General features: G+C 68.4%; 16 protein-coding genes. 12 read left to right on the plus strand and 4 right to left on the minus strand.

Annotated elements, in window-relative coordinates; all coding sequences use genetic code 11:
- Positions 1–51: 51 nt before the first annotated feature.
- Positions 52–6,183 (minus strand): M10 family metallopeptidase C-terminal domain-containing protein, encoded by a 6,132-nt coding sequence (locus BYZ73_RS16420; RefSeq protein ID WP_112316775.1) that lies wholly within the window; start codon positions 6,181–6,183, stop codon positions 52–54.
- A 46-nt stretch (positions 6,184–6,229) separates the two neighbouring features.
- Between BYZ73_RS16420 and BYZ73_RS16425 the strand changes: the two genes are divergently transcribed.
- A complete protein-coding gene (locus tag BYZ73_RS16425; RefSeq protein ID WP_108028075.1) occupies positions 6,230–7,135 on the plus strand; it encodes a LysR substrate-binding domain-containing protein in 906 nt (301 codons plus the stop codon).
- Between the two features lie 85 nt (positions 7,136–7,220).
- On the opposite strand, the gene BYZ73_RS16430 is transcribed toward BYZ73_RS16425, so the two are convergent.
- Positions 7,221–7,694, minus strand: a complete 474-nt coding sequence (locus BYZ73_RS16430) for a hypothetical protein (protein WP_245943199.1) — start codon at positions 7,692–7,694, stop codon at positions 7,221–7,223.
- A gap of 333 nt (positions 7,695–8,027) precedes the next feature.
- Between BYZ73_RS16430 and BYZ73_RS16435 the strand changes: the two genes are divergently transcribed.
- The 3 genes from BYZ73_RS16435 to BYZ73_RS16445 are packed head-to-tail and all read left to right on the plus strand — an operon-like array spanning position 8,028 to position 10,886.
- Positions 8,028–9,782, plus strand: coding sequence for a TadE/TadG family type IV pilus assembly protein (locus tag BYZ73_RS16435; protein ID WP_181498086.1), 1,755 nt, complete (start codon positions 8,028–8,030; stop codon positions 9,780–9,782).
- A gap of 10 nt (positions 9,783–9,792) precedes the next feature.
- Entirely contained in the window at positions 9,793–10,320 is a 528-nt protein-coding gene (locus BYZ73_RS16440; protein WP_108028072.1) for a TadE/TadG family type IV pilus assembly protein, read from the plus strand.
- Positions 10,317–10,886: a TadE/TadG family type IV pilus assembly protein gene (locus tag BYZ73_RS16445; RefSeq protein ID WP_158272363.1), complete on the plus strand. Its 570-nt coding sequence runs from the start codon at positions 10,317–10,319 to the stop codon at positions 10,884–10,886. The genes BYZ73_RS16440 and BYZ73_RS16445 overlap by 4 nt, the downstream gene beginning before the upstream one ends.
- A gap of 126 nt (positions 10,887–11,012) precedes the next feature.
- Here the strand turns inward: BYZ73_RS16445 and BYZ73_RS16450 are convergent, their stop codons facing one another.
- Positions 11,013–13,016, minus strand: a complete 2,004-nt coding sequence (locus BYZ73_RS16450; protein WP_181498087.1) for a TonB-dependent receptor plug domain-containing protein — start codon at positions 13,014–13,016, stop codon at positions 11,013–11,015.
- 242 nt (positions 13,017–13,258) lie between these two features.
- On the opposite strand from BYZ73_RS16450, the gene BYZ73_RS16455 reads away from it, so the two are divergent.
- Genes BYZ73_RS16455 through BYZ73_RS16490 form a run of 8 tightly spaced genes read left to right on the plus strand, consistent with a single transcriptional unit; the run spans position 13,259 to position 19,346 of the window.
- Positions 13,259–14,308, plus strand: a complete 1,050-nt coding sequence (locus tag BYZ73_RS16455; RefSeq protein ID WP_112316778.1) for a hemin-degrading factor — start codon at positions 13,259–13,261, stop codon at positions 14,306–14,308.
- Complete coding sequence (locus BYZ73_RS16460; RefSeq protein WP_112316779.1) at positions 14,305–15,135, plus strand: heme/hemin ABC transporter substrate-binding protein; 831 nt, start codon at positions 14,305–14,307, stop codon at positions 15,133–15,135. Before BYZ73_RS16455 ends, BYZ73_RS16460 begins: the two co-directional genes overlap by 4 nt.
- A gap of 4 nt (positions 15,136–15,139) precedes the next feature.
- On the plus strand, positions 15,140–16,216 hold the full coding sequence (locus BYZ73_RS16465; protein ID WP_112316780.1) for a FecCD family ABC transporter permease: 1,077 nt from the start codon (positions 15,140–15,142) through the stop codon (positions 16,214–16,216).
- A gap of 3 nt (positions 16,217–16,219) precedes the next feature.
- A complete protein-coding gene (locus tag BYZ73_RS16470) occupies positions 16,220–17,008 on the plus strand; it encodes a heme ABC transporter ATP-binding protein (RefSeq protein WP_112316781.1) in 789 nt (262 codons plus the stop codon).
- Positions 17,009–17,031: 23 nt separating this feature from the next.
- Positions 17,032–17,700, plus strand: a complete 669-nt coding sequence (locus BYZ73_RS16475) for a MotA/TolQ/ExbB proton channel family protein (protein ID WP_245943200.1) — start codon at positions 17,032–17,034, stop codon at positions 17,698–17,700.
- Positions 17,697–18,080: an ExbD/TolR family protein gene (locus BYZ73_RS16480; protein WP_112316783.1), complete on the plus strand. Its 384-nt coding sequence runs from the start codon at positions 17,697–17,699 to the stop codon at positions 18,078–18,080. The genes BYZ73_RS16475 and BYZ73_RS16480 overlap by 4 nt, the downstream gene beginning before the upstream one ends.
- A gap of 4 nt (positions 18,081–18,084) precedes the next feature.
- Complete coding sequence (locus BYZ73_RS16485; protein ID WP_108028064.1) at positions 18,085–18,465, plus strand: ExbD/TolR family protein; 381 nt, start codon at positions 18,085–18,087, stop codon at positions 18,463–18,465.
- Between the two features lie 2 nt (positions 18,466–18,467).
- A complete protein-coding gene (locus BYZ73_RS16490; protein WP_112316784.1) occupies positions 18,468–19,346 on the plus strand; it encodes a TonB family protein in 879 nt (292 codons plus the stop codon).
- Between the two features lie 13 nt (positions 19,347–19,359).
- Here the strand turns inward: BYZ73_RS16490 and htpX are convergent, their stop codons facing one another.
- The gene (htpX, locus tag BYZ73_RS16495) at positions 19,360–20,256 is read right to left on the minus strand and encodes a zinc metalloprotease HtpX (RefSeq protein WP_112316785.1); all 897 of its coding nucleotides are present in this window, start codon (positions 20,254–20,256) and stop codon (positions 19,360–19,362) included.
- Between the last annotated feature and the right edge of the window lie 360 nt (positions 20,257–20,616).

Below are 20,616 nucleotides of genomic sequence, written 5' to 3' on the forward strand. Positions count from 1 at the left end.
AAATCTGTGGGAAAGCGGCCGCCCGGGGTCCGGGCGGCCGGTGGACAAGGATCAGGCGAAGCTGAGATCGTCGAAGCTTTCGACCCCGGCGATCACCAGCTGGTCGAGATCGGCGCCGATCCACAGCGTGACGCCCGCGGCGGTTTCACGAACCTCGTGGATCTCGGCGCCGCCGAGGTCGATCCGGTCGATCCCGGTCTCGTAATCGGCGATCCGGTCGGTTTCGCGCTGGCCGTTGGCGGTCTCGTCGCCGAAGACGAAGGTATCGGCACCCGCGCCGCCCCAGATCTGGTCCAGACGGCCCGCGCCCGCGAAAAGCATCTCGTCGGCATCGGTCCCGACCAGCCGGTCGTTGCCGGCCGTGCCGTGCAGTTCGACCGCGAAGTCGGACGACAGATCGACGATGGCGATGTCGTCGAAGCTGGCCCCGGCCGCGCCCCAGGACCAGACCCCGGCGCGGCCCGCGCCGATGTCGTGATCCTCGACCGGATAGGCGAAGAGGTCGGTGCCGTCGATGGTGGCCGAAATCTTGCCGTCGACGATCCGGGCCTCGAAAGTGAACGTGTCGCCGGGCGTGTAGCTGGTGGCGCCCCGGGCGATCATCGACTCGTAATTGTCGACCACCTTGACCAGGGTGAAGAGGTTCACCCGGGCGTCGAGCTCGATCTTGTAGTAGTTGTTTTCGTCGACATAGTTCAGCATGAAGCCGACCGCGCCTTCGGGCGCCGTCACCTCGGCCCGGATCGCGTAGTCGGTGAGGGCGTCGTCGCCGTCCCAGAGCGCGTAGCTGCCCTTGTGCAGCGCGAAGGTGCCGTCGCCCAGAGGCGACCAGCCGCGCTGCCAGACATCGGGATGGCTGGCGCCGTTCCAGGTCAGCTCGCGGCTGTAGGCGCCCGAGGTCTCGACCAGCGCGCCGTCGATCACATGCCAGTCGGCCGTGCCGGTGGCGGCGGTGCCGTCGCCCGCGAATTCGGTCGCGTCGACGATGGTCCAGCCGGTGGCGTCGCCATCCTCGAACCGGTCGGCCGCGATCAGCCGGTCGCCGCTGGCCAGATCGACCGTCACCGCGTCCGAGGCGGTGCCGTCGAGCGTCAGGGCGAAGCTGTTGCGCCCGGCCGTGGCGGTGGCCTCGACGGTCAGACCCGCAGCGTCAAGGTCGCGCCCGGTCCAGAGCGCCTCGGCCGCGCCCGCGGGCAGGATCGAGGCGGCGCCGTTCAGGGTGATCGCTTCCCGGCCGTCCCCGTCCCAGTCGATGACGATCCGGTCGGGGCCTGCATCGGCGGTCAGTTGCGGGGCGCGGACCACGACATCGTCGAAGATCGCCCCTTGCTGGCCCGAGCTGTAAAGCCCGACCGTCCCGGCGCCCAAGGGTGCGCTGTCGGTAACCGCGCCGCCGAAAAGCGCCACCCCGTCCAGCGTGACCACGATCCGGCCGCCGACCCGCGTCACCGCGAGGTCCTGTTCGTCGTTGAAGGTGTAGCCGCCGGCTTCGGCCGCCAGCACCGTCGCCGTTCCGGCCTCGACCCGGATCAGCTGGCGGGCATTGGTCTGGTTGTCGAGGCTCAGCAGGTAGTAGCTGCCTTCCCCGTCGAAGCTGAAGACCACGCCCATGGTATCGTCATCCATCGAGCGGATCGTGGTCTCGAAGGTCAGGTCGGTCCAGGCGCCGCTCTCCCAGATGACGAGGTTGTCGGTGCCGTTCGACCGGTCGTAAAGCGCGGCCTCGGGCGCGCCCACCGTCCCGCCCTCGGCCATGGCGCTGCCGATCACGGCGAAGTTGCCAAGCTGGCGGGCGTCCGAGAGGTCCAGCATCTCGACCGTCGCGGTGCCGAAATCTGTCGCATCGAGCGCGCCGTCGAAGGACAGCTGCACCGCGCCTTCGGGCTGGTCGCCCGAGAGCGGGCCATCGGCATCGACGCCGCCCAGCGCGGCGATGGCCTCTGCATCCAGGGCCTCGGGCGTGAAGGCGACGGAGGCGGCATAAAGATCGCTGGTTTCGCCGTTCTCGTCCGAGAAGAGCAGGAAGCCCTTTTCGCCGTCGATGGTCCAGCGCGACCCGTCCGCGACATTCGCATCGACCACCTGGGTGCCGACCAGAACGCCGTTGATGTACTTGCTGAGAACCTGCGCGCCGTCCTCGACCTTGAAGCTGAAGGCGACCCGGTTCCAGGCGTCATAGGCAAGGCTGCCGTCATATTGCCCCGAAATCCCGATGCCGCCATTGGCGATGAAAAGCTCGCCATCGGTCGCGTTGGTGAGGTCGGTCTGGAACAGCGCGGTCCAGGCGCCCTGGCCGCTGCCGACATAAAGATCGAAGATCAGCGTGTAGTCCGAAATCTGCCCGGTCGCGCCGGTCGTGACATGCAGCGCCTCGGTCTGGCCGAGCGCGGGCAGTTTCAGCACCCCCACCGCCTCGGCCGTGGCGCCCGCGCCGCCGAGCCAGACCTTGGGCGAGGCCAGCGTGGTTTCAAAGTCGGTGCCGGTGTCCGAGCCGCCGTTGAAATCGTCCCATTCGTCGGGATCGGCCACCGCGATCACGCCCGAGCCCTTGGTGAAGTCGGCCCGGTCCTGACCGTCGGCCGAGGTCCAGAACTTCGAGGTGGTGAAGCTCCAGCCGCGCCATTCGTCGGTGCCGCGCGGCACGCTGTCGGGGGTGTCGACCGACCAGCCTTCGGGCGCGTCGTGGGTCCAGCCCAGCACGTCCGAGGGGATGTTCTCGTTGGTGGCCGGTTGCAGGTCGTCCGCGAGGCTGTCGAAGTCCTGCGCCATCAGCACCGTGCCGTCGGCATCGGTCAGGACGATGTTGTCGACCGCCCAGAACCAGTCGTTGCCGGCCTCGCTCATCTTCCAGAAGAATTCGACCGAGGCCGCGGTATCCGGCACTTTGAGGTCGAGCGAGATCCGTTCGTTCTGGTTCGACCCGTCATCGGTGGTTTTGGCGCTGTCGAAATGCAGGATCGCGGTCGGGGTGCCGCCATCGACCGATACCAGAACCTCGGCGGTCTGCGAGTCCTCGGGCCGCCAGTGGCTGTCGAAGGACAGCGTCAGGGTCTTCTGCCCGACGCCGTTGATCGACCCGATGCCAAAGCCCAGATCGGTGCCGATCTCGGCAAGATCGGGCTGGGCGACGGCGGGGTTGATCCAGCCCTGGGCGATGCCGTCGTCGAAGGTCTCGACCAGCCAGACATCGTCGGTCTCGACGATGACCCGCAGATCGTCGCGGCTGACGACGCCCGAGGCGGTCTCGACGGTCAGGGTCAGGTCATGAATACCCGCGCCCAGCTCGGCCGAGGTTTCCTTGCCGGTGGCCACGACAGTTCCGGTCTCGTCGGTCCAGGTGAAGGACGCGATATCGCCGTCCGGGTCGGCCGAGGCCGCAGCCGTCAGGGCGACGGTCGCGCTGCTGGCGCCCGCATCGGCCTTGATGTGCAGGTCGGCGCCCGCATCGGCCTCGGCCTGCGCCGCCCGTTCGCCGATATCCGCGTCGTGGAACTCTTCCTGATGGCCGACATAGGACCCGGTCAGCCCGTCGCGGCTGGGCTCTTCGGTCTCGCGGTAGCCGGTGAAATACTCATCGAGATCGGTGAAGTAGGTTTCGGTATAGATCGCGTCATTGTCGGGATCGACGGTGATCAGGCGGATCGCGCCGTTGCCGCCATTGCCGCCCTCGGTAGCCTCCAGCGCGACCCCGTTCTGATAGTTCATCAGGAACTGGTACACCTTGTTGCCGTAGTCGTTGTAAGAGACCACGGTTTCGGCGCCGTCGCCAAAGATGTGGCCGCCGAAGGCGAACACGACATTCGCATGCGAGGACACCACGTCGCGCCAGATCTCTTCGCCGTCCCAGGCGCCCTCGGGGTCCGCGCCAAGCCAGTAGTCATAGCCCGCGCCCTCGCCCTCGAGATCCGAGCCCAGCGGGTCGTGGCGGCCGTTGAAGTTGTTGTAGCTGTGGGTGACGATGATCGCCTTGCGGTCGCCGTATTCGGTCAGGACCCGATCGGCCCAGGCCAGAACGTCGTCGCGGGGGCCGAATTCCAGGTTGATGGTGACCCAGCCGGTGCCGTCGGTCGCGGTCCAGAGGTGGTAGTTGTTGTCGTAGCGCTCGGGCTCGGCATCGTAGACGCCGCCGAAGGTCGGGTCCTCGGACATGTAGCCGACCGAGAAGGCGTCGTTGAAATTCGAGGTGTCGCGCAGGTTGCCAGCGCTGTTGACGATGTCGTGGTTGCCCTGGACGATCGAGAAACTCACCCCGGCCTCGCGCAGGATGTCATAGGCCGACAGCGCGATGTCGAACTGGTTGGTGGCCGACCACTGGCTGACATCGCCCACATTGGTCAGGAAGTTGATGTTCTTGCCTTCGGCATTGTCGGCGACCCATTGGGTCATCTCGCTGAAGACATGCTCGATATAGGGATTCGAGGTGTAGTCCTGGGTGTCGGGGAAGACCGCGATGGTATAGGCGTTCTCGCCCGCGACGCGGACCCGCACATGGTCCTCGAGGCTTTCGCCATTGGCGCCGGTGGCGGTGATCACCAGATCCGACAGGCCGTAGGCGTCGAAGTCGAGCGTGAGGATGCCGTGCTCGATGCTGGCCCCGACCGCTTCGCCGTTGCTGTTGGTGACGGCAAAGTCATGGGCGCCGTCGCCGAAAAGCTCGGCCAGATCGTAATGCCGGGCCTCGTCGCTGAGGCTGACCAGCATGTCGCGGATGCCGCCCGAAACCTCTGGCTCGACCGGCGTGTCGTCCGAGACGTCGTTCAGCGTGACGCCGCCCTGGCCGAATTCGGCGGTGGGCTCGTACCCGTCGAAGCCGATCTGCACCAGCGCCTCGCCTTCGGCGAAGGGACCGTCGGCATCGACGCCGCCCAGCGCAGCGATCCCGGCCGGGCTCAGCGCCGCGCCCGACAGCCCGAAATGGGCCAGATAGCCCGCGGCGGTCTCGCCGTCCTCGTCGGTCAGGATCAGGAAGCCGGTCGAGGCATCGATGGTGAACCGCGCGGTCTCGACGCTCTGGGTGCCGACGAGGGTGCCGTCGATATATTTCGACAGGGTCGAGCTGCCGTCGCCATTGTCTTTCACGCTCAGCGCGATCCGCGCCCAGGTTTCGGCAGGAACCGCGCCGGTATAGACGCCCGAAATGCCGATGCCGCCGCTGCCGTTGATGAAGAATTCGCCGTCGGAGGTGTTGCCCGCATCCAGCTGCAACAGCGACTGGAAGCCGCCGGTGGCGTCTGTGCGGATATCCCAGACCATGGTGAAATCGGTCAGGTCCGGGGTGCCCGCGGGCGGCGCGATATGCAGCCCTTCGCTGGCCTCGAAGGCCGAGTAGTTCAGCACCGGAACATCGCCGCCGGGCGCCTCGATGCCGAATTGCGCGGCATGGCCGATCCGGCTGTCGCCGAGGGCGACCGGCGTGCGGTAGTCCGACCCTTCGAGGATCACCTCGGCCGCGCCATAGCGGGTGGCGACGGTGCCGCCCGCAAAGCTGACCTCGACCGTCTCGGCGCCGGGCGCGACCGGGAAGAAGCCGCCCGCAGCGGGGGTGGGGGCCGAGGCCAGTGCCGCCGCCACGGTTTCCGCATCCGGCGGGTTCGCCATGAAGAAGATCGACGAGACGAAGCCTGCCGAGGTCTCGCCGTCATTGTCGGTGAAAAGCCGGAGCCCCAGATCGGGGTCGATGGTCCAGCGGTCGGTGACGCCCAGGGCCTGGGTGCCGACCAGCGTGCCGTCGACGAATTTGCGCAGCACCGTTTCGCCGTCCTCCAGCGTCACGGTCATCGCGACGCGGACCCAGGTATCGAACGGCACCTGCCCCTCGTAGACGCCGGAAATGCCCAGCGCGGCGCCATCCGCCCCGCGTTTCAGGAACAGCTCGGCATCGCCGTCGCCGGTCTGCACCAGGCCGGTATAGGCCCCGGCGGTCGACGGGATGTAGAGATCCATCGACAGCGCCCATTCGGCGACCGGCGCGTCGGCCTCGGGCCGAAGCGTCACGGATTGCGCATCGGTCAACGCGTCGAAGGCCAGAACGTCCGCCTGCGTGCCGTTGATCGCCGGAAGGCCGAAATCGGTCGTGCTGCCAAGCGCGTGATGCGCGAGATCGAGTGCCATGCTGTTCCCCCAGACCATGTCTTCGCGCGCCGGAACGGCGGCGCGGTCGGGGAAGCCTTGCGGCAGGCTCACATATAGATCAAATTGATTGTATCTTCCGGACGGTTAGGTTTTCTCAATGAATTATCCGCAGATCCGTGCCTTTCATCTTGTCGCCAAGGAAGGCAGTGTGCGGCGCGCGGCCGAGCTTCTGGGCGTGTCTCAGCCGACGATTTCCCAGCATCTCAAGGGGCTTGAAACCCGGCACGGGGTCCGGCTGTTCGAAAAGCGCGGCCGCGGGCTGGTGCCGACCGAGGCGGGCGAGCGTCTCTTTTCCGTGACAGTGAGGTTAACGGAACTTGTCAACGAGATCGACGATCTGCTGGAGCAGCGGCCGCGGGCGGCGACCGGACGGCTGCGGATCCATGCGGATTCGCCCGGCATCGCGGTGCGGCTGGTCTCGCGGCTGAGGGCCAGCCATCCGCGCATCGAGGTCACGATCCAGCGCCGCAGCACCGAGGCGATCGCGGCGGCCCTGCTGGAAATGCGGGCCGATGTCGGCATCGCGGTCGAGCCGATGGTCGATCCGGCGCTGTTGATCCTGCCCTATCGCTATGAGGAATTGCGGGTCTGCCTGCCCGCGACCAGCCCGCTGGCACAGCGGCGCGATTTCGCGCTCGACGCCATTTCGGGCCAGACCCTGATCCAGCGCGAGTCGGGCTCGCGGACCCGGGCGCTGGTCGAGCGGACCCTGGCCATCGCCGGAAAGACGCCCGCCTCGGTGCTGGAGATCGACGGTTCGGATGTCGTGCGCGAGGCCGTGGCGTGCGGTTTGGGGATGACGTTTTTCGCCGAATCCGACTGCCTGCCCGATCCGAGGGTCGTCTATCTGAGGCTTGCCCCGCCGCAGCGGCAGATCGGGTTTTCCGAACATATCATGCTGCGCCGCGACCGCCGCCGGGTCGTCGAGATCGCGGCCTTCCTGTCGGCTGTCGAGGTGGGCGACGACGAGGCCGCATTTGGCGCCCCCGGGCCGCGGCGCTGAACCCGGGCGGATGCGGGCGCGGCCCTGCACGCAAACGGCCGACCCGAAGGCCGGCCGCGAAAGGGACGGTATGGGGGCCTGACGATCAGGCCTCGATATGGTCGACCACCGCGCGGGCGAAGGTCGCCACCAGCGCCGTATAGACCTCCTGGCTGGTCGGGGTGATCACCGTCACGTCCGAGCCTTCGGGCAAGAGCGGCATGACCTGGTTCAGCTTCACCGTCAGGTCGAAGGTCTGGAAGTTGGAATTGTCTTCCATGTCGATGACGTTCACCGTGCCCGACATCTGGTTGTCGGCGGCCCCGATCTGTTCCTGGAAGAAGTTGGCCAGTTCGACCTCGTTCATGTCGATCTTGATGTCCATGCCGGTCTCGCCGAGCCGTCCGACAAGCTGGGCAGCGATGGCCGCCTCGAGGTCTTCGTCCAGCGACTTCCAGTAGGCGGCGGCCTGCGGGTTGTTCAGGTCGGTCAGCGAGGTTTCGACGTCGATCGACTTGATGGTCTCGACATCGTCGGCCAGGGCGGGGGCGGCGACGGTGGCGCCCAGAAGCGCAGCCATAATCGAAGTGCGAATCATGTCTCTTCTCCGTTCTTCAGGGTGGAACGGCGCCGGGGGATGGCGTCCGTTTCCATTGCCGAGAGAACGTGCCAGGGGGCGGCCGGGTTCCCGGCGCGGGCAGGGGCGGGCCGCGGACGGTCGGATTTCCGCGCATCGGCGGGGCGGGGGCAGGGCTGTTGCCCTCGCGGCCCGCCCGTCTGGGCCATTGGCTAAAACTGCCCCCGAATGCCGGAAAGCTTTCCCCGGTTTGGTCGCACTGTTGCCGCATTCTGGCGAAATCCTGTCGGGCGCGGGGCTTTCAGGACCTTGTCAATCGATAGGGGATCAGGACGAATGCAAGATCGCGGCACGGGGATCCTCAGATCCGCCGGGACCCGGCTGTGCCGGTTCGGTGGCGACGAGCGCGGCGCGCTGGTCGTCTTCTTCCTGTTTGCCTTCGTGGGCATGCTGATCGCCGGGGGCATGGCGGTCGATTTCCTGCGCGCCGACGAAGAACGCACCCGGCTTCAGGCCACGCTGGACCGCGCGGTTCTGGCCGCGGCCGATCTCGACAGCTCTCAGGACCCCGAGGCGCTGGTACATGACTATTTCCGCCGCGAGGGGCTCGAGGACCGGATCCGCGAGGTGCAGGTGCATTCGGATCTGAACGGCCGGGTGGTGGGCGCCACGGCGAACTTCGACATCGACACGCTGTTCCTGCAGTTCACCGGGATCGACACGCTCAGCAGCGGCGCCTCGGGCGTCGCGCGGGAGCATATTCCCAATAGCGAGATCTCGCTGGTGCTCGATATTTCGGGCTCGATGCGCTGGGATTCTCGGATGGCGATGATGCGTCCGGCGGCCAAGGACTTCATCCATTCGGTGCTGAACCCCGAGGACCCGACCCGGGTTTCGATCAACCTCATCCCCTATGCCGGGCAGACCAATCCGGGCCCGGTGCTGTTCGAGTATCTGGGCGGGCAGTGGCGCAACGGTGCGGGCAACTATTTCGAGGAATGGCCCCAGGACATCTCGCACATGAACACCTATTTCGACACCGACGGCGACGGGGTGCCCGACACGGTGGTCAAGGTCGACGAGTTTCCCGATTCCGGCCGGCCCAATCATGTCAGCAACGATCCCGACGATTTCTTCCCCGAGATGGTGAAGTTCATCCGCAGCTCGGTCCCGGCGGTGGCGTCGGCGACGGTGATCGGGGCGCGGGTCAAGGGCGGCATCCAGACGACGCAGTATTACGCGGTCGAGGGCAACGCCAATGGCGAAGCGCCCGACACAGACCCGCTGGTCGCGTCAGGCGGCGGCAAGAAGAATTCCGAGCCCAAGGCCGACTACACGCTGATGTGGAACGATTTCGACTATGAGGCGATCCTGCGCCCCGCCAGTTGCCTTGAGCTTGGCAGCGACGAATTTACCCAGACCGGACTGCCGGCGAACGGCCCCTATGAACAGACGCCCCTGTTCATGTACTGGACCATCGACCGGTCGGTGATGGACTGGGGCTGGTGCCCAGAGGACGACACCGCGATCCAGTATGCCCAGAACGACGAGGCCGTGCTTGACGCCTTTGTCGACGCGATCCGGATGCATGATGGCACCGGGACCCATTATGCCATGAAATATGCCCTGGGGCTGCTCGACCCCAGTGCGAACGCGGCCTTCCGGCATCTGCAGGCCGAGGGGCTGGTGCCCGCCGACTTTGTCGACCGGCCGGCCACCTGGGACGATACCGAAACCGCGAAATACATCGTGCTGATGACCGATGGGGCGATCACCGAGCAGTATCGCCCGACGAACCCGGACGCCGCGGTCAATGCCACGGTCGAGCTTGAAAGACAGTCCGGTTCCAAGCGGCGCCAGATCACCACCGACGTCCAGAACGTGGCAAGCTTCTACGAGACCTGCACCCTGGCCAAGGAACATGGCGTCGTGATCTTCACCATCGCCTACATGGCGTCCAGCGCCGCCAAGGAACAGATGCAGGCCTGCGCCTCGACGCCGCTGTATTTCTTCGACACCACCCCCGACAATATCGACGAGGCGTTCTCGGCCATCGCGGGCAAGATCAACAAGCTGCGGCTGATCCAGTGAGGAGGGGGCGATGATCCGCGCGCTCGGCCGTTTCGCCCGCGACCCCAGGGGAAGCGTCACCGTCGAAATGGTGATCCTGTTCCCGATCCTGTTCATGGTGTTCCTGATGGCCTTCGAGCTGGGCATCCTGAACGTCCGGCAGATGGCGCTGGCGCGGGCCACCGACATCGTCGTGCGCGACGTGCGCCTGGGAACCGGGGGCACGCCGGATTTCGCGGCCTTCCGCAGCCGCATCTGCGAGGTGGCGACCATCATCAACGATTGCGAGAACGTGATCCGGATCGAGATGCAGTCGTTGCCGCCGGAAAGCTGGGCGACGATGACCGCGCCGCCCAAATGCATCGACCATGCCGAGACCATCGACGCCTCCTTGGATTACAGCCACGGGGTCGAGAACGAACTGATGTTCGTCCGGGTCTGCGCGCTGTTCGAACCGATCTTTCCCGGCACCGGGCTGGGACGAAAGCTGCCCAAGAATGCCGAGGGCGAATATGCGCTGATCGTCACCAGTGCCTTTGTCAACGAGCCCGCGATATGACCGGGCGGGCCGCCCGGCGCGCGGTCCGCTTCGCGCGCGGCGAGGCGGGCAGCATGACCGTCGAGTTCGTGTTGATCCTGCCGCTGCTGTTATGGGCGCTGGTCGCGCTCCATGTCTTCGTGGGCGCGTTTCAGTTGCGCAACACCGCGACCAAGGCGACCTATACGCTGGCCGACATGCTGTCGCGCCAGACCCAGCCCGTCGATCAGGCGTTTCTGGACGGGGCCGACAGCGTTCTGCAATTCTTGGCCGGGCCTTCGGCGCGGCTCAGGGTGACGGTGGTCCGCTGCACCGCCGATTGCGCCGATGACGCCACCCGCAGGCTTGCCATCGACTGGCCGGGCGCCACCGCCGGGATGCAGCCGATGACCGCGGCCGAACTGGCAAGCGACGTCTATCGGGCGCGCATTCCGGCGATGGAGCTGGGCGACCGGATGATCCTTGTCGAGACCGAGGTCGATTACACCCCGATCGCGGATTACGGGCTGCCGTCGATGACCCTCGAGACGCTGATGGCGACGCCGCCCCGGTTCGCGCCGCAGCTCTGCTGGCAAAGCTGCGGCTGACCGGTCCGCGGCGCGAAGACGTCAGGGCGTCTTCGGCCGCGTCCCGGCGGTCGCGGAGGCGCGTGCGGGGCTCCGGTCGCACACCGCCTGCCGCGATCCATCCCCGGCCCCGGGCCGGAGACCGGATCAGAAGGTTCTGGCCAGGGTCAGCTTGAACGTCCGCCCCGGTGCGGGCCGGGTCGCCAGATGCGGGGTGTAGTCGAGATCGAAGGCATTCTCGATCCCGGCACGGATCTCGGTCCCCTTGAACAGGCCCTCCTGCGGCCGCCAGGTGGCGCGCAGGTTGTGGACGGTGCTGGAATCGGACGGCGTGTCCGACCGGTTCATTTCGGCCGCATGCGCCACCTCCCAGCTCAGGTCCAGCGTCTCGCCCCATCTTTTGCCCAGCGTCACGCGCAGATCGTCGGCCGGGGTGCCCTCCCAGTCGTCCCTGATCCCGGGCGTGGTGTTCTCGCCCCGCGCGATATTCGCGTTGAAATCGACATAATGGCCCGAGGGCAGGCTGTAGGCGGCCTCGAGTTCCAGCCCCTTCATCCGCGCATCGGTGATCGGCACCATGGTGTCGGTGGTGTAGGACGTGATGTCCCAGACCGTGGTGTGATAGGCGGTGGCCTTCAGCGCCAGATCGTCGCCCTCGGCAAAGACCGTGCCGCGGTCGTAGGAGACGCCCAGTTCGTAGGTCCGGGCCTTTTCGCTGCGGGTCATGTAGGCGGGGGTGCCCAGATCGTCGATGATGGGCAGGTTCTCGGTATAGGCGGCGCTGCCGAAGACCGCCCATCCGTTGCCGAAGGCATAGCGTGCGGAGAAGCCCCCCATCAGCGCGTCATTGTCGTAATCGGCATAGCTGTCGCCGCCGATATCCTGCGTCTCGTAGCGCAGCGCCGGGGTCAGCGTCAGCCCGCCAAAGGACATGTCGTCGACCGCGAACAGCGCCCAGCGCTTGTCGGTGCCGCCCGGGGCCGAATTGGCATCGAGCCGTTCCTTGCGGACATATTCGACCCCCGTGCGCAGGTCATGGCCGAGCTGGCCGGTCGCAAACAGGGCCTGGTTCTTGACGGTCAGCTTGGTCGTCTCGTAGCGATGATCGGCATTGGTGGTGGGGAAGCCGCCGGGCGGGAAGGGGAAGCCGCAAGCGCCACCTTCGCAGCTCGAACTGCCCGGCACGTAGTCCTGATCGATCTTCTGCTCGGCATAGCTGAGGGTGGCGGTCAGGTTGATCAGGTCGTTGCCTGCCGGATCGAAGGCGTATTCCAGAACGGCGGTCTTCGACCGGGTCTTGCGGTCGACATTGCCGAACATGTCGGTGGTCGTTCCGAAGGTGTCATAGGGCACGTCCTTCTCGTCGGAACTGGTGTCGGAATAGCTGAGCTTGACGGAATGCTCGCGCGCCTCGCCGAAGGTGTATTTGCCCTTCAGCATCCACGAGGGCAGATCGAAGCCGTCTTCGCCGATGCCTTTGCCGTCGCCGTCCTTCTGCACGCCCTGGCTGCGATAGGTGTAGTTGCCCAGGAATTCGAGGTTCTCGTCGGGCTGCCAGGCCAGGATCGTCGAGGATGCCCAGGCATCGCCATTGGTGCCGTATTGCAGGGTCTGGCGCAGCTTGAAGCCGGGCACGCCGCCGGTGAAATCAGAGGCGTCCTTGGTGTCCAGCCGGATCAGTCCGCCGATGATGCCGGACCCGTATTCGAAGGTCCCGGCGGTGCCGCGGATCACGGTCACCTGCTTGTAAAGCGCGGGGTCGGTGAAAAGCTGGGTGCCGATCCGGTACAGCTCTTCCGAGCCGACGCTCGCCCCGTCGACCTGGATCGCGACCTTCTGGTCCGATCCATAGCTCGAGGTGGCGCCGAAGCCGCGGATGTTGATGCCCGACCCCTGGGGCGTGGTGCCATTGATCAGCGATACGCCGGGCACAGAATCCACCAGCTCGGCGATGGTCGTGGCCTGCCGGTCCTCGATTTCCTCCTCGTCGACCACGGTTTCGGACACCGCCGTGTCGGTGCGCACCTCGCGCTTGCTCTGGCCCAGCGTCACCGGGTCCAGGCTGAAGCTGTCCTGGGCCGCTGCGGGCCAGGCCAGGGCCATCGCTGTACCGCAGGCCAGAAGGCCCACGGTCATATGTCGTGCCGTCATGTTCCATCCCCTTGTCAGGTCACGAAAGATCTCATGGCTGGCAAAGCGGCTGGCGCATGTCGCTTGGACATCCGCCGACGGGGTCCCGCACGACGGTCTTGCATCGGGTATGAAATCTGATAGTTTCTGTCAACATTGAGGGCCACGGGAATGGCCCAAGATATCCAGCAAGCTGCGCGCGCGCCCCGGGACGGCGCCGCCGGGCCAGCCGCATCCATCAGGACCTTCGAAGGGAGCCTCCCATGGGAGACGGCAAGCCTGTATCGCCGGACTGGATCAGGTCGATCCGGCAAGAGAAATCCACCGCCCGCGCCCGGGATCTGGCCGACAGTCTGGGCGTGGCCGAGGCCGAGCTGCTGGCGGCCGAAACCGGGCAGGGCGTGACCCGCATCGCGGCCCATCCGGACGCGCTGATGCAGGCGATGCCGGGGCTCGGCGAGGTGATGGCCCTGACCCGCAACGACAGCGCGGTGATCGAGAAGGTCGGAACCTACGGCCCCTATACGCCCGGCGATCACGCCGCGATGGTGCTGAGCCCGGCGGTCGATCTCAGGATCTTTCCCAAGCACTGGGTCCATGGCTTCGCGGTCGAACAGACCCGGGGTGGCAAGGTGCGCCGCTCGATCCAGGTGTTCGATGCGGCCGGGGATGCGGTCCACAAGATCCATCTGCGCGACGGCTCGTCGGTCGAGGCCTGGCGCGCGCTTGTCGATGCCGTCCGGCTGGAGGACCAGTCCGACCGGCTGACGCTTGACCCGCGCGCGCCTTCCGAGCCCGCCAAGGCGGATCGCGGCGCGGTCGAGACCCTGCGCGGACAGTGGGACCGGCTGACCGACACCCACCAGTTCCTGCAGATGGTGCGCAAGCTCAAGATGAACCGGCTTGGCGCCTACCGGATCGCGGGTGCGCCCTATGTCCGGCCGCTGGCGCCCGATTGCCTGCACGGGCTTCTGAACGCGGTGGCCGACGAGGCGCTGCCCTTCATGATGTTCGTGGGCAATCGCGGCTGCATCGAGATCCATTCCGGACCCATCGAGACCGTCAAGCCGACCGGCCCCTGGCTGAACATTCTCGATCCCGGCTTCAACCTGCATCTGCGCGCCGATCATGTGGCCGAGGTCTGGGCGGTGACGAAGCCGACCCGGCGCGGCCCGGCCCTGTCGGTCGAGGCGTTCGATGCCGAGGGGATGCTGATCCTTCAGGCCTTCGGCATGCGGGTTGGCGATGTCGATCACAGCGGTCCCTGGGCCGAGATCGTGGCCGCGCTGCCGGGGCTCGAGGTGGCGGCATGATCCGCGCTCTGGCGGCCTTGGCGCTTGCGGCGGCGGCCCTGCCTGCGCAGGCGGCCGACCGGGTGGTGTCGCTGGGCGGCGCGGTGACCGAAATCGTCGTTGCACTGGGCGAGGCCGACCGGCTGGTTGCGCGCGACACGACCTCGAGCTGGCCCGAAGCGGTCACGGCGCTGCCCGATGTGGGCTATGTCCGGCGTCTGTCGGCCGAGGGCGTGCTGTCGGTCGCGCCCGACCTGATCCTGGCCGAGGAGGGTGCCGGGCCGCCCGAGGCGGTCGATCTGCTGAAATCCGCCGCGATCCCCTTTGTCGAGGTGCCCGACGGCTATGACCGCGACGCGGTGGTCGCCAAGATCGAGGTCGTGGCTGACGCGCTGGGAGTGCCCGAAAAGGGCGCGGCCCTCGCCGCCGATGTGGGCCGCGCGCTTGATGACGCCGCCGCGCAGGCGGCCGATGGCCCCGCGCGGCGGGTGCTGTTCGTCCTGTCGGTACAGGGCGGGCGGCTGCTGGCGGGCGGGCGCGACACCGCCGCCGACGGCATCATCCGGCTGGCGGGCGGCGTGAACGCGACCGAGGATTTCGAGGGCTACAAGCCGCTCACCGACGAGGCCGTCACCCGGGCTGCCCCCGACGTGATCCTGATGATGGCCCGCGCCGGGGCCGAGGATCTGGCGCCCGAGGTACTGGCCCTGCCAGCGGTCCGCACCACGCCTGCCGCCGCCCATGGTGCGCTGGTCTCGATGGACGGACTCTATCTTCTGGGCTTCGGGCCGCGCACGGCCCAGGCGGTGCGCGACCTGTCCGACGCGCTCGACCGCGCCGGGAGCTGAGCCGATGGTCGCACTTCCGCACGAGGTTTCCGGCACCGCCCCGCACTGGGATCGCACGCCCCGCGCCTGGCGGCTGACGGTTCTGCTGGCGCTGGCGCTGGCGGCGATCTCGGCGGCAAGCCTTGCCGTCGGCGCTGCGGGCACCTCGCCCTGGGCGGTGCTGTCCGACATGGCGGCCGGGCGCGAGATCGCGCTTGCCGACCGGGTCGTTCTGTTCGAGATCCGCCTGCCGCGCCTTGCCATGGGCGCGCTTGTGGGCGCGGCGCTGGCGGTCTCGGGCGCGGTGATGCAGGGCCTCTTCCGCAACCCGCTGGCCGATCCGGGGCTGGTCGGCGTCAGTTCGGGCGCCGGGCTGGGCGCGATCGCGGCCATCGTCTTGGGCGGCCTGCTGCCCGCCGGGATCGCGGATGCGCTGGGCTATCACCTTGTGCCCTTCGCGGCCTTCGCGGGCGGCTGGGCCACCACGCTGGTGCTGTACGGCATCGCCACGCGGCGCGGGCAGACTTCGGTCGCGACCATGCTTCTGGGCGGCATCGCGCTTGGCGCGCTTGCGGGCGCGCTGTCGGGCATTCTGGTCTATATGGCCGACGATGCGCAGCTGCGCGATCTGACCTTCTGGGGGCTCGGCTCGCTGGCGGGGGCGACCTGGACCAAGCTTGCCGCCGCCGCGCCGCTGATGATCCTGGCGCTTGTCGCCGCACCGATGCTGGCGCGGGGTCTGAACGGGCTTTCGCTGGGCGAGGCCGCCGCCGCCCATGTCGGCATCCCGGTGCAGCGGCTCAAGACCGTGGCGATCCTGACCGTGGCGGGCGCGACCGGCGCGGCGGTCGCCGTCAGCGGCGGCATCGGCTTCGTCGGCATCGTGGTGCCGCATCTTCTGCGCCTCGCGACCGGGCCCGACCACCGGCCGCTGCTGGTCAATGCCGCCCTTCTGGGCGCGGCCCTGCTGATCGGCGCCGACATGATCGCGCGCAGCCTGATCGCCCCGGCCGAGCTGCCCATCGGCATCGTCACCGCCATTCTGGGCGGGCCGGTCTTCCTCTGGATCCTGCTGCGCCGCCGCGGCTTGCTGGGGTTCTAGGCGATGCTCGAGGCCACCGACATCACCGTCCGCCTGGGGCGCCGCGAGATCCTGACCGGGGTCGATTTCCGCGCGCGGCCCGGGCAGGTCACTGCCATCGTCGGCCCGAACGGATCGGGCAAGACGACCCTTCTGCGAGCACTCACGGGTGAACTCTCCCATGATGGGCGGATCCGGCTGAACCACCACGATCCCGCCTCCCTTCGACCCTGGGTGCTCGCAGGCCTTCGGGGGGTGCTGCCGCAGGCCACCCCCATGGCCTTTCCCTTCACCGCTGCCGAGGTGGTCCGGCTGGGTCTGATGGGCGGCGTCGAGGCGGCCGAGCCCGATCTGGTGCCGAAGGCGCTTGCGCGGGTCGGTCTGGCGGGCTTCGAGCCGCGCCCCTATCAGGAGCTTTCGGGCGGCGAGCAGCAGCGGGTGCAGCTGGCCCGGGTGCTGGCCCAGATCTGGCACCCGACCGCCCATGGCCAGCCGCGCTGGCTGTTTCTCGACGAACCGGTCTCGGCGCTCGATATCGGCCACCAGTTGCAGGTGATGCGGATCGTGCGCGACTTCGCCGATGCGGGCGGCGGCATTGTCGCCGTCATGCATGATCTGAACCTCACCGCGATGTTCGCCGACAGCGTGGCGCTTATGGCGGGCGGGCGGCTGATGGCGCAGGGGCCGTGCGCCGAGGTGCTGCGCGACGACCTGCTCAGCCGCGCCTATCTCTGCCCGCTGCGCGTGAACGCGCTGCCCGTCAACGGCCCCTACCTTCTGCCCCAGGCCAGCGGCCCGATCGCCGCCGAATGACGCCCAATCACGGAGACCGACCCATGGACCTGACCGAAAAGACCGCCGCGATTGCAGATTTCCTCGACAAGGGCGGCCCGGCGATCTGGGCCATCGCCGCGTTGTCGGTGCTGACGGTGGCGCTGATCCTGTGGAAGCTCTGGCGCCTCGCGCTGGCCGGGGCCTGGTCGCGGGCGGCGGCGAATGGCGCGGTCGCAAGCTGGCTCGAGGGCGATGTCTGGCGCGCCCGGACCGCGCTCGAGGGGCGGCGGGGGCTGCGCGCGGTCGCGGTCAGGGCCGCCATCGAGGCGCGGCTCGACCCCGAGCTTGACGCCACCACCGCCCGCGAAGAGGTCGCCCGCGTTGCCACGCGCGAGCTGACCCGCGCGCGGTCCGGGCTGCGCGCGCTTGACCTGATCGCGACCATCGCGCCGCTGATCGGTCTGCTGGGCACGGTTCTGGGCATGATCGCGGCCTTCAAGACCCTGCAGGAAACCGGCGCGCGCGCCGATCCCTCGGCGCTCGCCGGCGGCATCTGGGAGGCGCTGCTGACCACCGCGGCGGGCATGGCCGTGGCGATCCCGGCCTCTGTGTCGCTGTCTTGGTTCGAAAGCATCACCGAGACCGCGCGGGTCGATATCGAGGATGCCGCGACCCGGGTGCTGACCCGGGGCGGGCCGGGCCGGGCGGCGCTTCGGGCGGCGGCGGAATGAGCCTCGGTCTCGCGCCTCCCGCGCCTCGGCGGCGGCCGAGCCTCACGCCGATGATCGACGTGGTGTTCCTGTTGCTGGTCTTCTTCATGCTTGCGGCCCGGATGGGTGCCGAGGTGTCGCTTCCGGTCGCGGGCGGGGCGGGCGGCACGGGCGAGTGGTCCGGTCCGCCCCGTCTGGTCGACATCCGTCCCGAGGCGCTGGCGCTGAATGGCGTCGAGACCCCGCTCGACGGTCTGGCCAATGCCCTGTCGTCGCTGGTCGAGGCGCCGACCGACCCGGTCGTGCTGCGCCCCCGCGACGGCGCCGACCTGCAGCGGGTGATCCAGGTGATCGAGACGCTGTCGGCGGCGGGCTACACGCAACCGATCCTGGTGGAGTGACCCCATGCGCCTGTCCCTGGCCGCCCCGCGCCCGGCGCGGGAAAGCGTGGTTCCGATGATCAACGTGGTGTTCCTGCTGCTGATCTTCTTCCTGATCGGCGCCCGGCTGGCGCCGCCCGACCCGATCGAGGTGCATCCGCCCGAGGCCACGTCCGACCGCCCGCCCGAGGGGATCGAGGCCCTGCTGATCGCCGCCGACGGCACGCTGGCCTATCGCGATGCGCGGGACGAGGCGGTCTATCCGGCGCTGGCCGAGGCCCCGCGCGAGGGGCCGCTGACGGTGCGCGCCGACCGCGCGGTCGACGGCGCGGCGGTCGCGCGGGTGCTGGCGCGGCTTGCGGCTGAGGGCGTGACCCCGGTCGAACTGGTGGCGGCCGCGCGCTGATCATGCGGGGCCTTCTGGAACTCATGGCCTTCGGCGGCACGGCGCTTGTGCTGCATCTGGCGCTCTGGCCGCAGGACGAAACCCAAGGTGTCGAATCCTCGGGCGGCGGTGGCGCCGATCTGGCGACGGTCGCCGCCTCCTCGGCCTCTATCGCCCAGCAGGTGGCCGAGTGGGAGCGCCCGCCGGAACCGGTCGCGCCCGCCGAGATCGCGCCCCCGCCGGTCGTCGAGCCGCCGCCCGAGGCCTTGCCCGAACTGGCCATGCCCGAGGCCCCGAGACCCGTGCCCGACAGGCCCGCCTTGCCCCGCCTTGCCGCCCCGACGCCGCCCGATACCGAGCTTGCGGCGCCCGAGCCGCCGCCGCGTCCGCCGGAACCCGAGGTCAAGACCGACCCTGCGCCCGAGGTGCGGCAGGCCGAAGCCGACACGCCGCGCCCGGCCGAGCGGCCCGACCAGAAACCCGACCCGGCACCCGCGCCGCCGCAAAGGGCGCAAGCCCAGGCGTCGCAAAGCTCGGTGGCGCAGCAGGCGCAGCGCGCGGCCGGGGCGGGCGGCGAGGCGCGCGGGCAGGCCGGTCAGGCCAGTGCGGCGACCCGCGATCCGGGCCGGATCGCCTCGATGATGGCGGAATGGGGTGCCTCGATCCGGGCGCGTATCCAGCGCCGGGTGCCCGAAGGCGCGGGCCGTGGCGCCGCCCTGGTCGAACTGACGGTGTCGGCCCAGGGGGCGCTGGTCGCGGTGCGGGTGGTCCGCTCGTCGGGGAATGCCCGGCTCGACGGGCTGGCGCTGGCCGCGGTGCGCCAGGCGGGCCGGTTTCCGGCGGCGCCCGCAGCCCTTGGCCCCGGGGCGCGCAGCTTCAGCCTCGAGGTCCGGTCGCGCTGACGGGGGCCGGGGCTCAGCCCCAGGGGCCGCGCGGGGCGCGGCGGATCGTCGGACGGGGCGCGGGCGCAGGCGTCGCCGAGCCCGCCATCCGCTGCAGCGCCGCGACCCGGTTCGCGGTGCTGGGATGGGTCGAGAACAGCTTGTCGCGGCCTTCTCCATGCAGCGGGTTGATGATGAACATATGCGCGGTGGCCGGATTGCGCTCGGCCGCGACATTGTCGATCCGCTGGGCCATCGCCTCGATCCTGGTCAGGGCCGAGGCCAGCCAAAGCGGCTGACCGCAGATCTCGGCGCCGATCCGGTCGGCCTCGTATTCCCGGCTTCGGCTGATCGCCATCTGGATCAGCCCTGCGGCCATCGGCGCCAGCAGCGCCATGGCAATCGTCGCGACGATGCCGCCGCCGCCCTCGCGCCGCCCGCCGAAGAAGAAGGCGAAATTCGCCAGCATCGAGATCGCGCCCGCGAAGGTGGCGGTCACGGTCATGATCAGCGTGTCGCGGTTCTGGATATGCGCCAGCTCATGCGCCATGACGCCGGCGATTTCCTCGGGCGAAAGCCGCGCCAGCAATCCGGTCGTCGCGGCCACCGCCGCGTTGTCAGGGCTGCGGCCGGTGGCAAAGGCATTGGGCTGGTCGCTGTCGATCAGGTAGACGCGCGGCACCGGCATCCCCGCGCCCCGCGCCAGACGCGTCACGATCCGCTGCAATTCGGCCCCGTCCGGGCCGGTCGCGGGCCGGGCGTTGTTCATCCTCAACACCATGGAATCCGAGTTCCACCAGGTCATGAGGTTCATCGCGGCCGCCACCACGAGGGCGATCACCGCCCCCGAACTGCCCGCGATCATCGCCCCCACGCCCATGAAGACCGCGGTGAGCGCCGCCATCAAAAGTGCTGTCCGGAAGTATCCCATCGTCGTCACGCCATGCTTCGGGAAAACTTGTCCGCGATATAGGCACGGCCGGGTGCGCCGCAAGCGGCAGGCCGGGCGCTATCGGGGCGGTGGGGTGTCAACAAATTGACAAAATTCCGTGCGGTCGCGTCACGCGTTTCACAATTCTTTCCGCGCTCCGGCGATCTCCCGTTCATTTTTTACAGGATTTGGTAAACAGGCGAGGATGAGGAGGCGGGCGGCCATCCCCGCCAGGGGCTTGACCGAGAGGAGGATACAGCATGACCGATATGATGAAACCCGGCGAGGCCGCTGCGGCGACCCATCCGCCGGATCCGGATTTTGTGTCCGGGGCTCATATTGACGCTGCGGCGTATGAGG

It is taken from the genome of Rhodovulum viride (assembly GCF_003265965.1).
Lineage (GTDB): Bacteria > Pseudomonadota > Alphaproteobacteria > Rhodobacterales > Rhodobacteraceae > Rhodovulum > Rhodovulum kholense.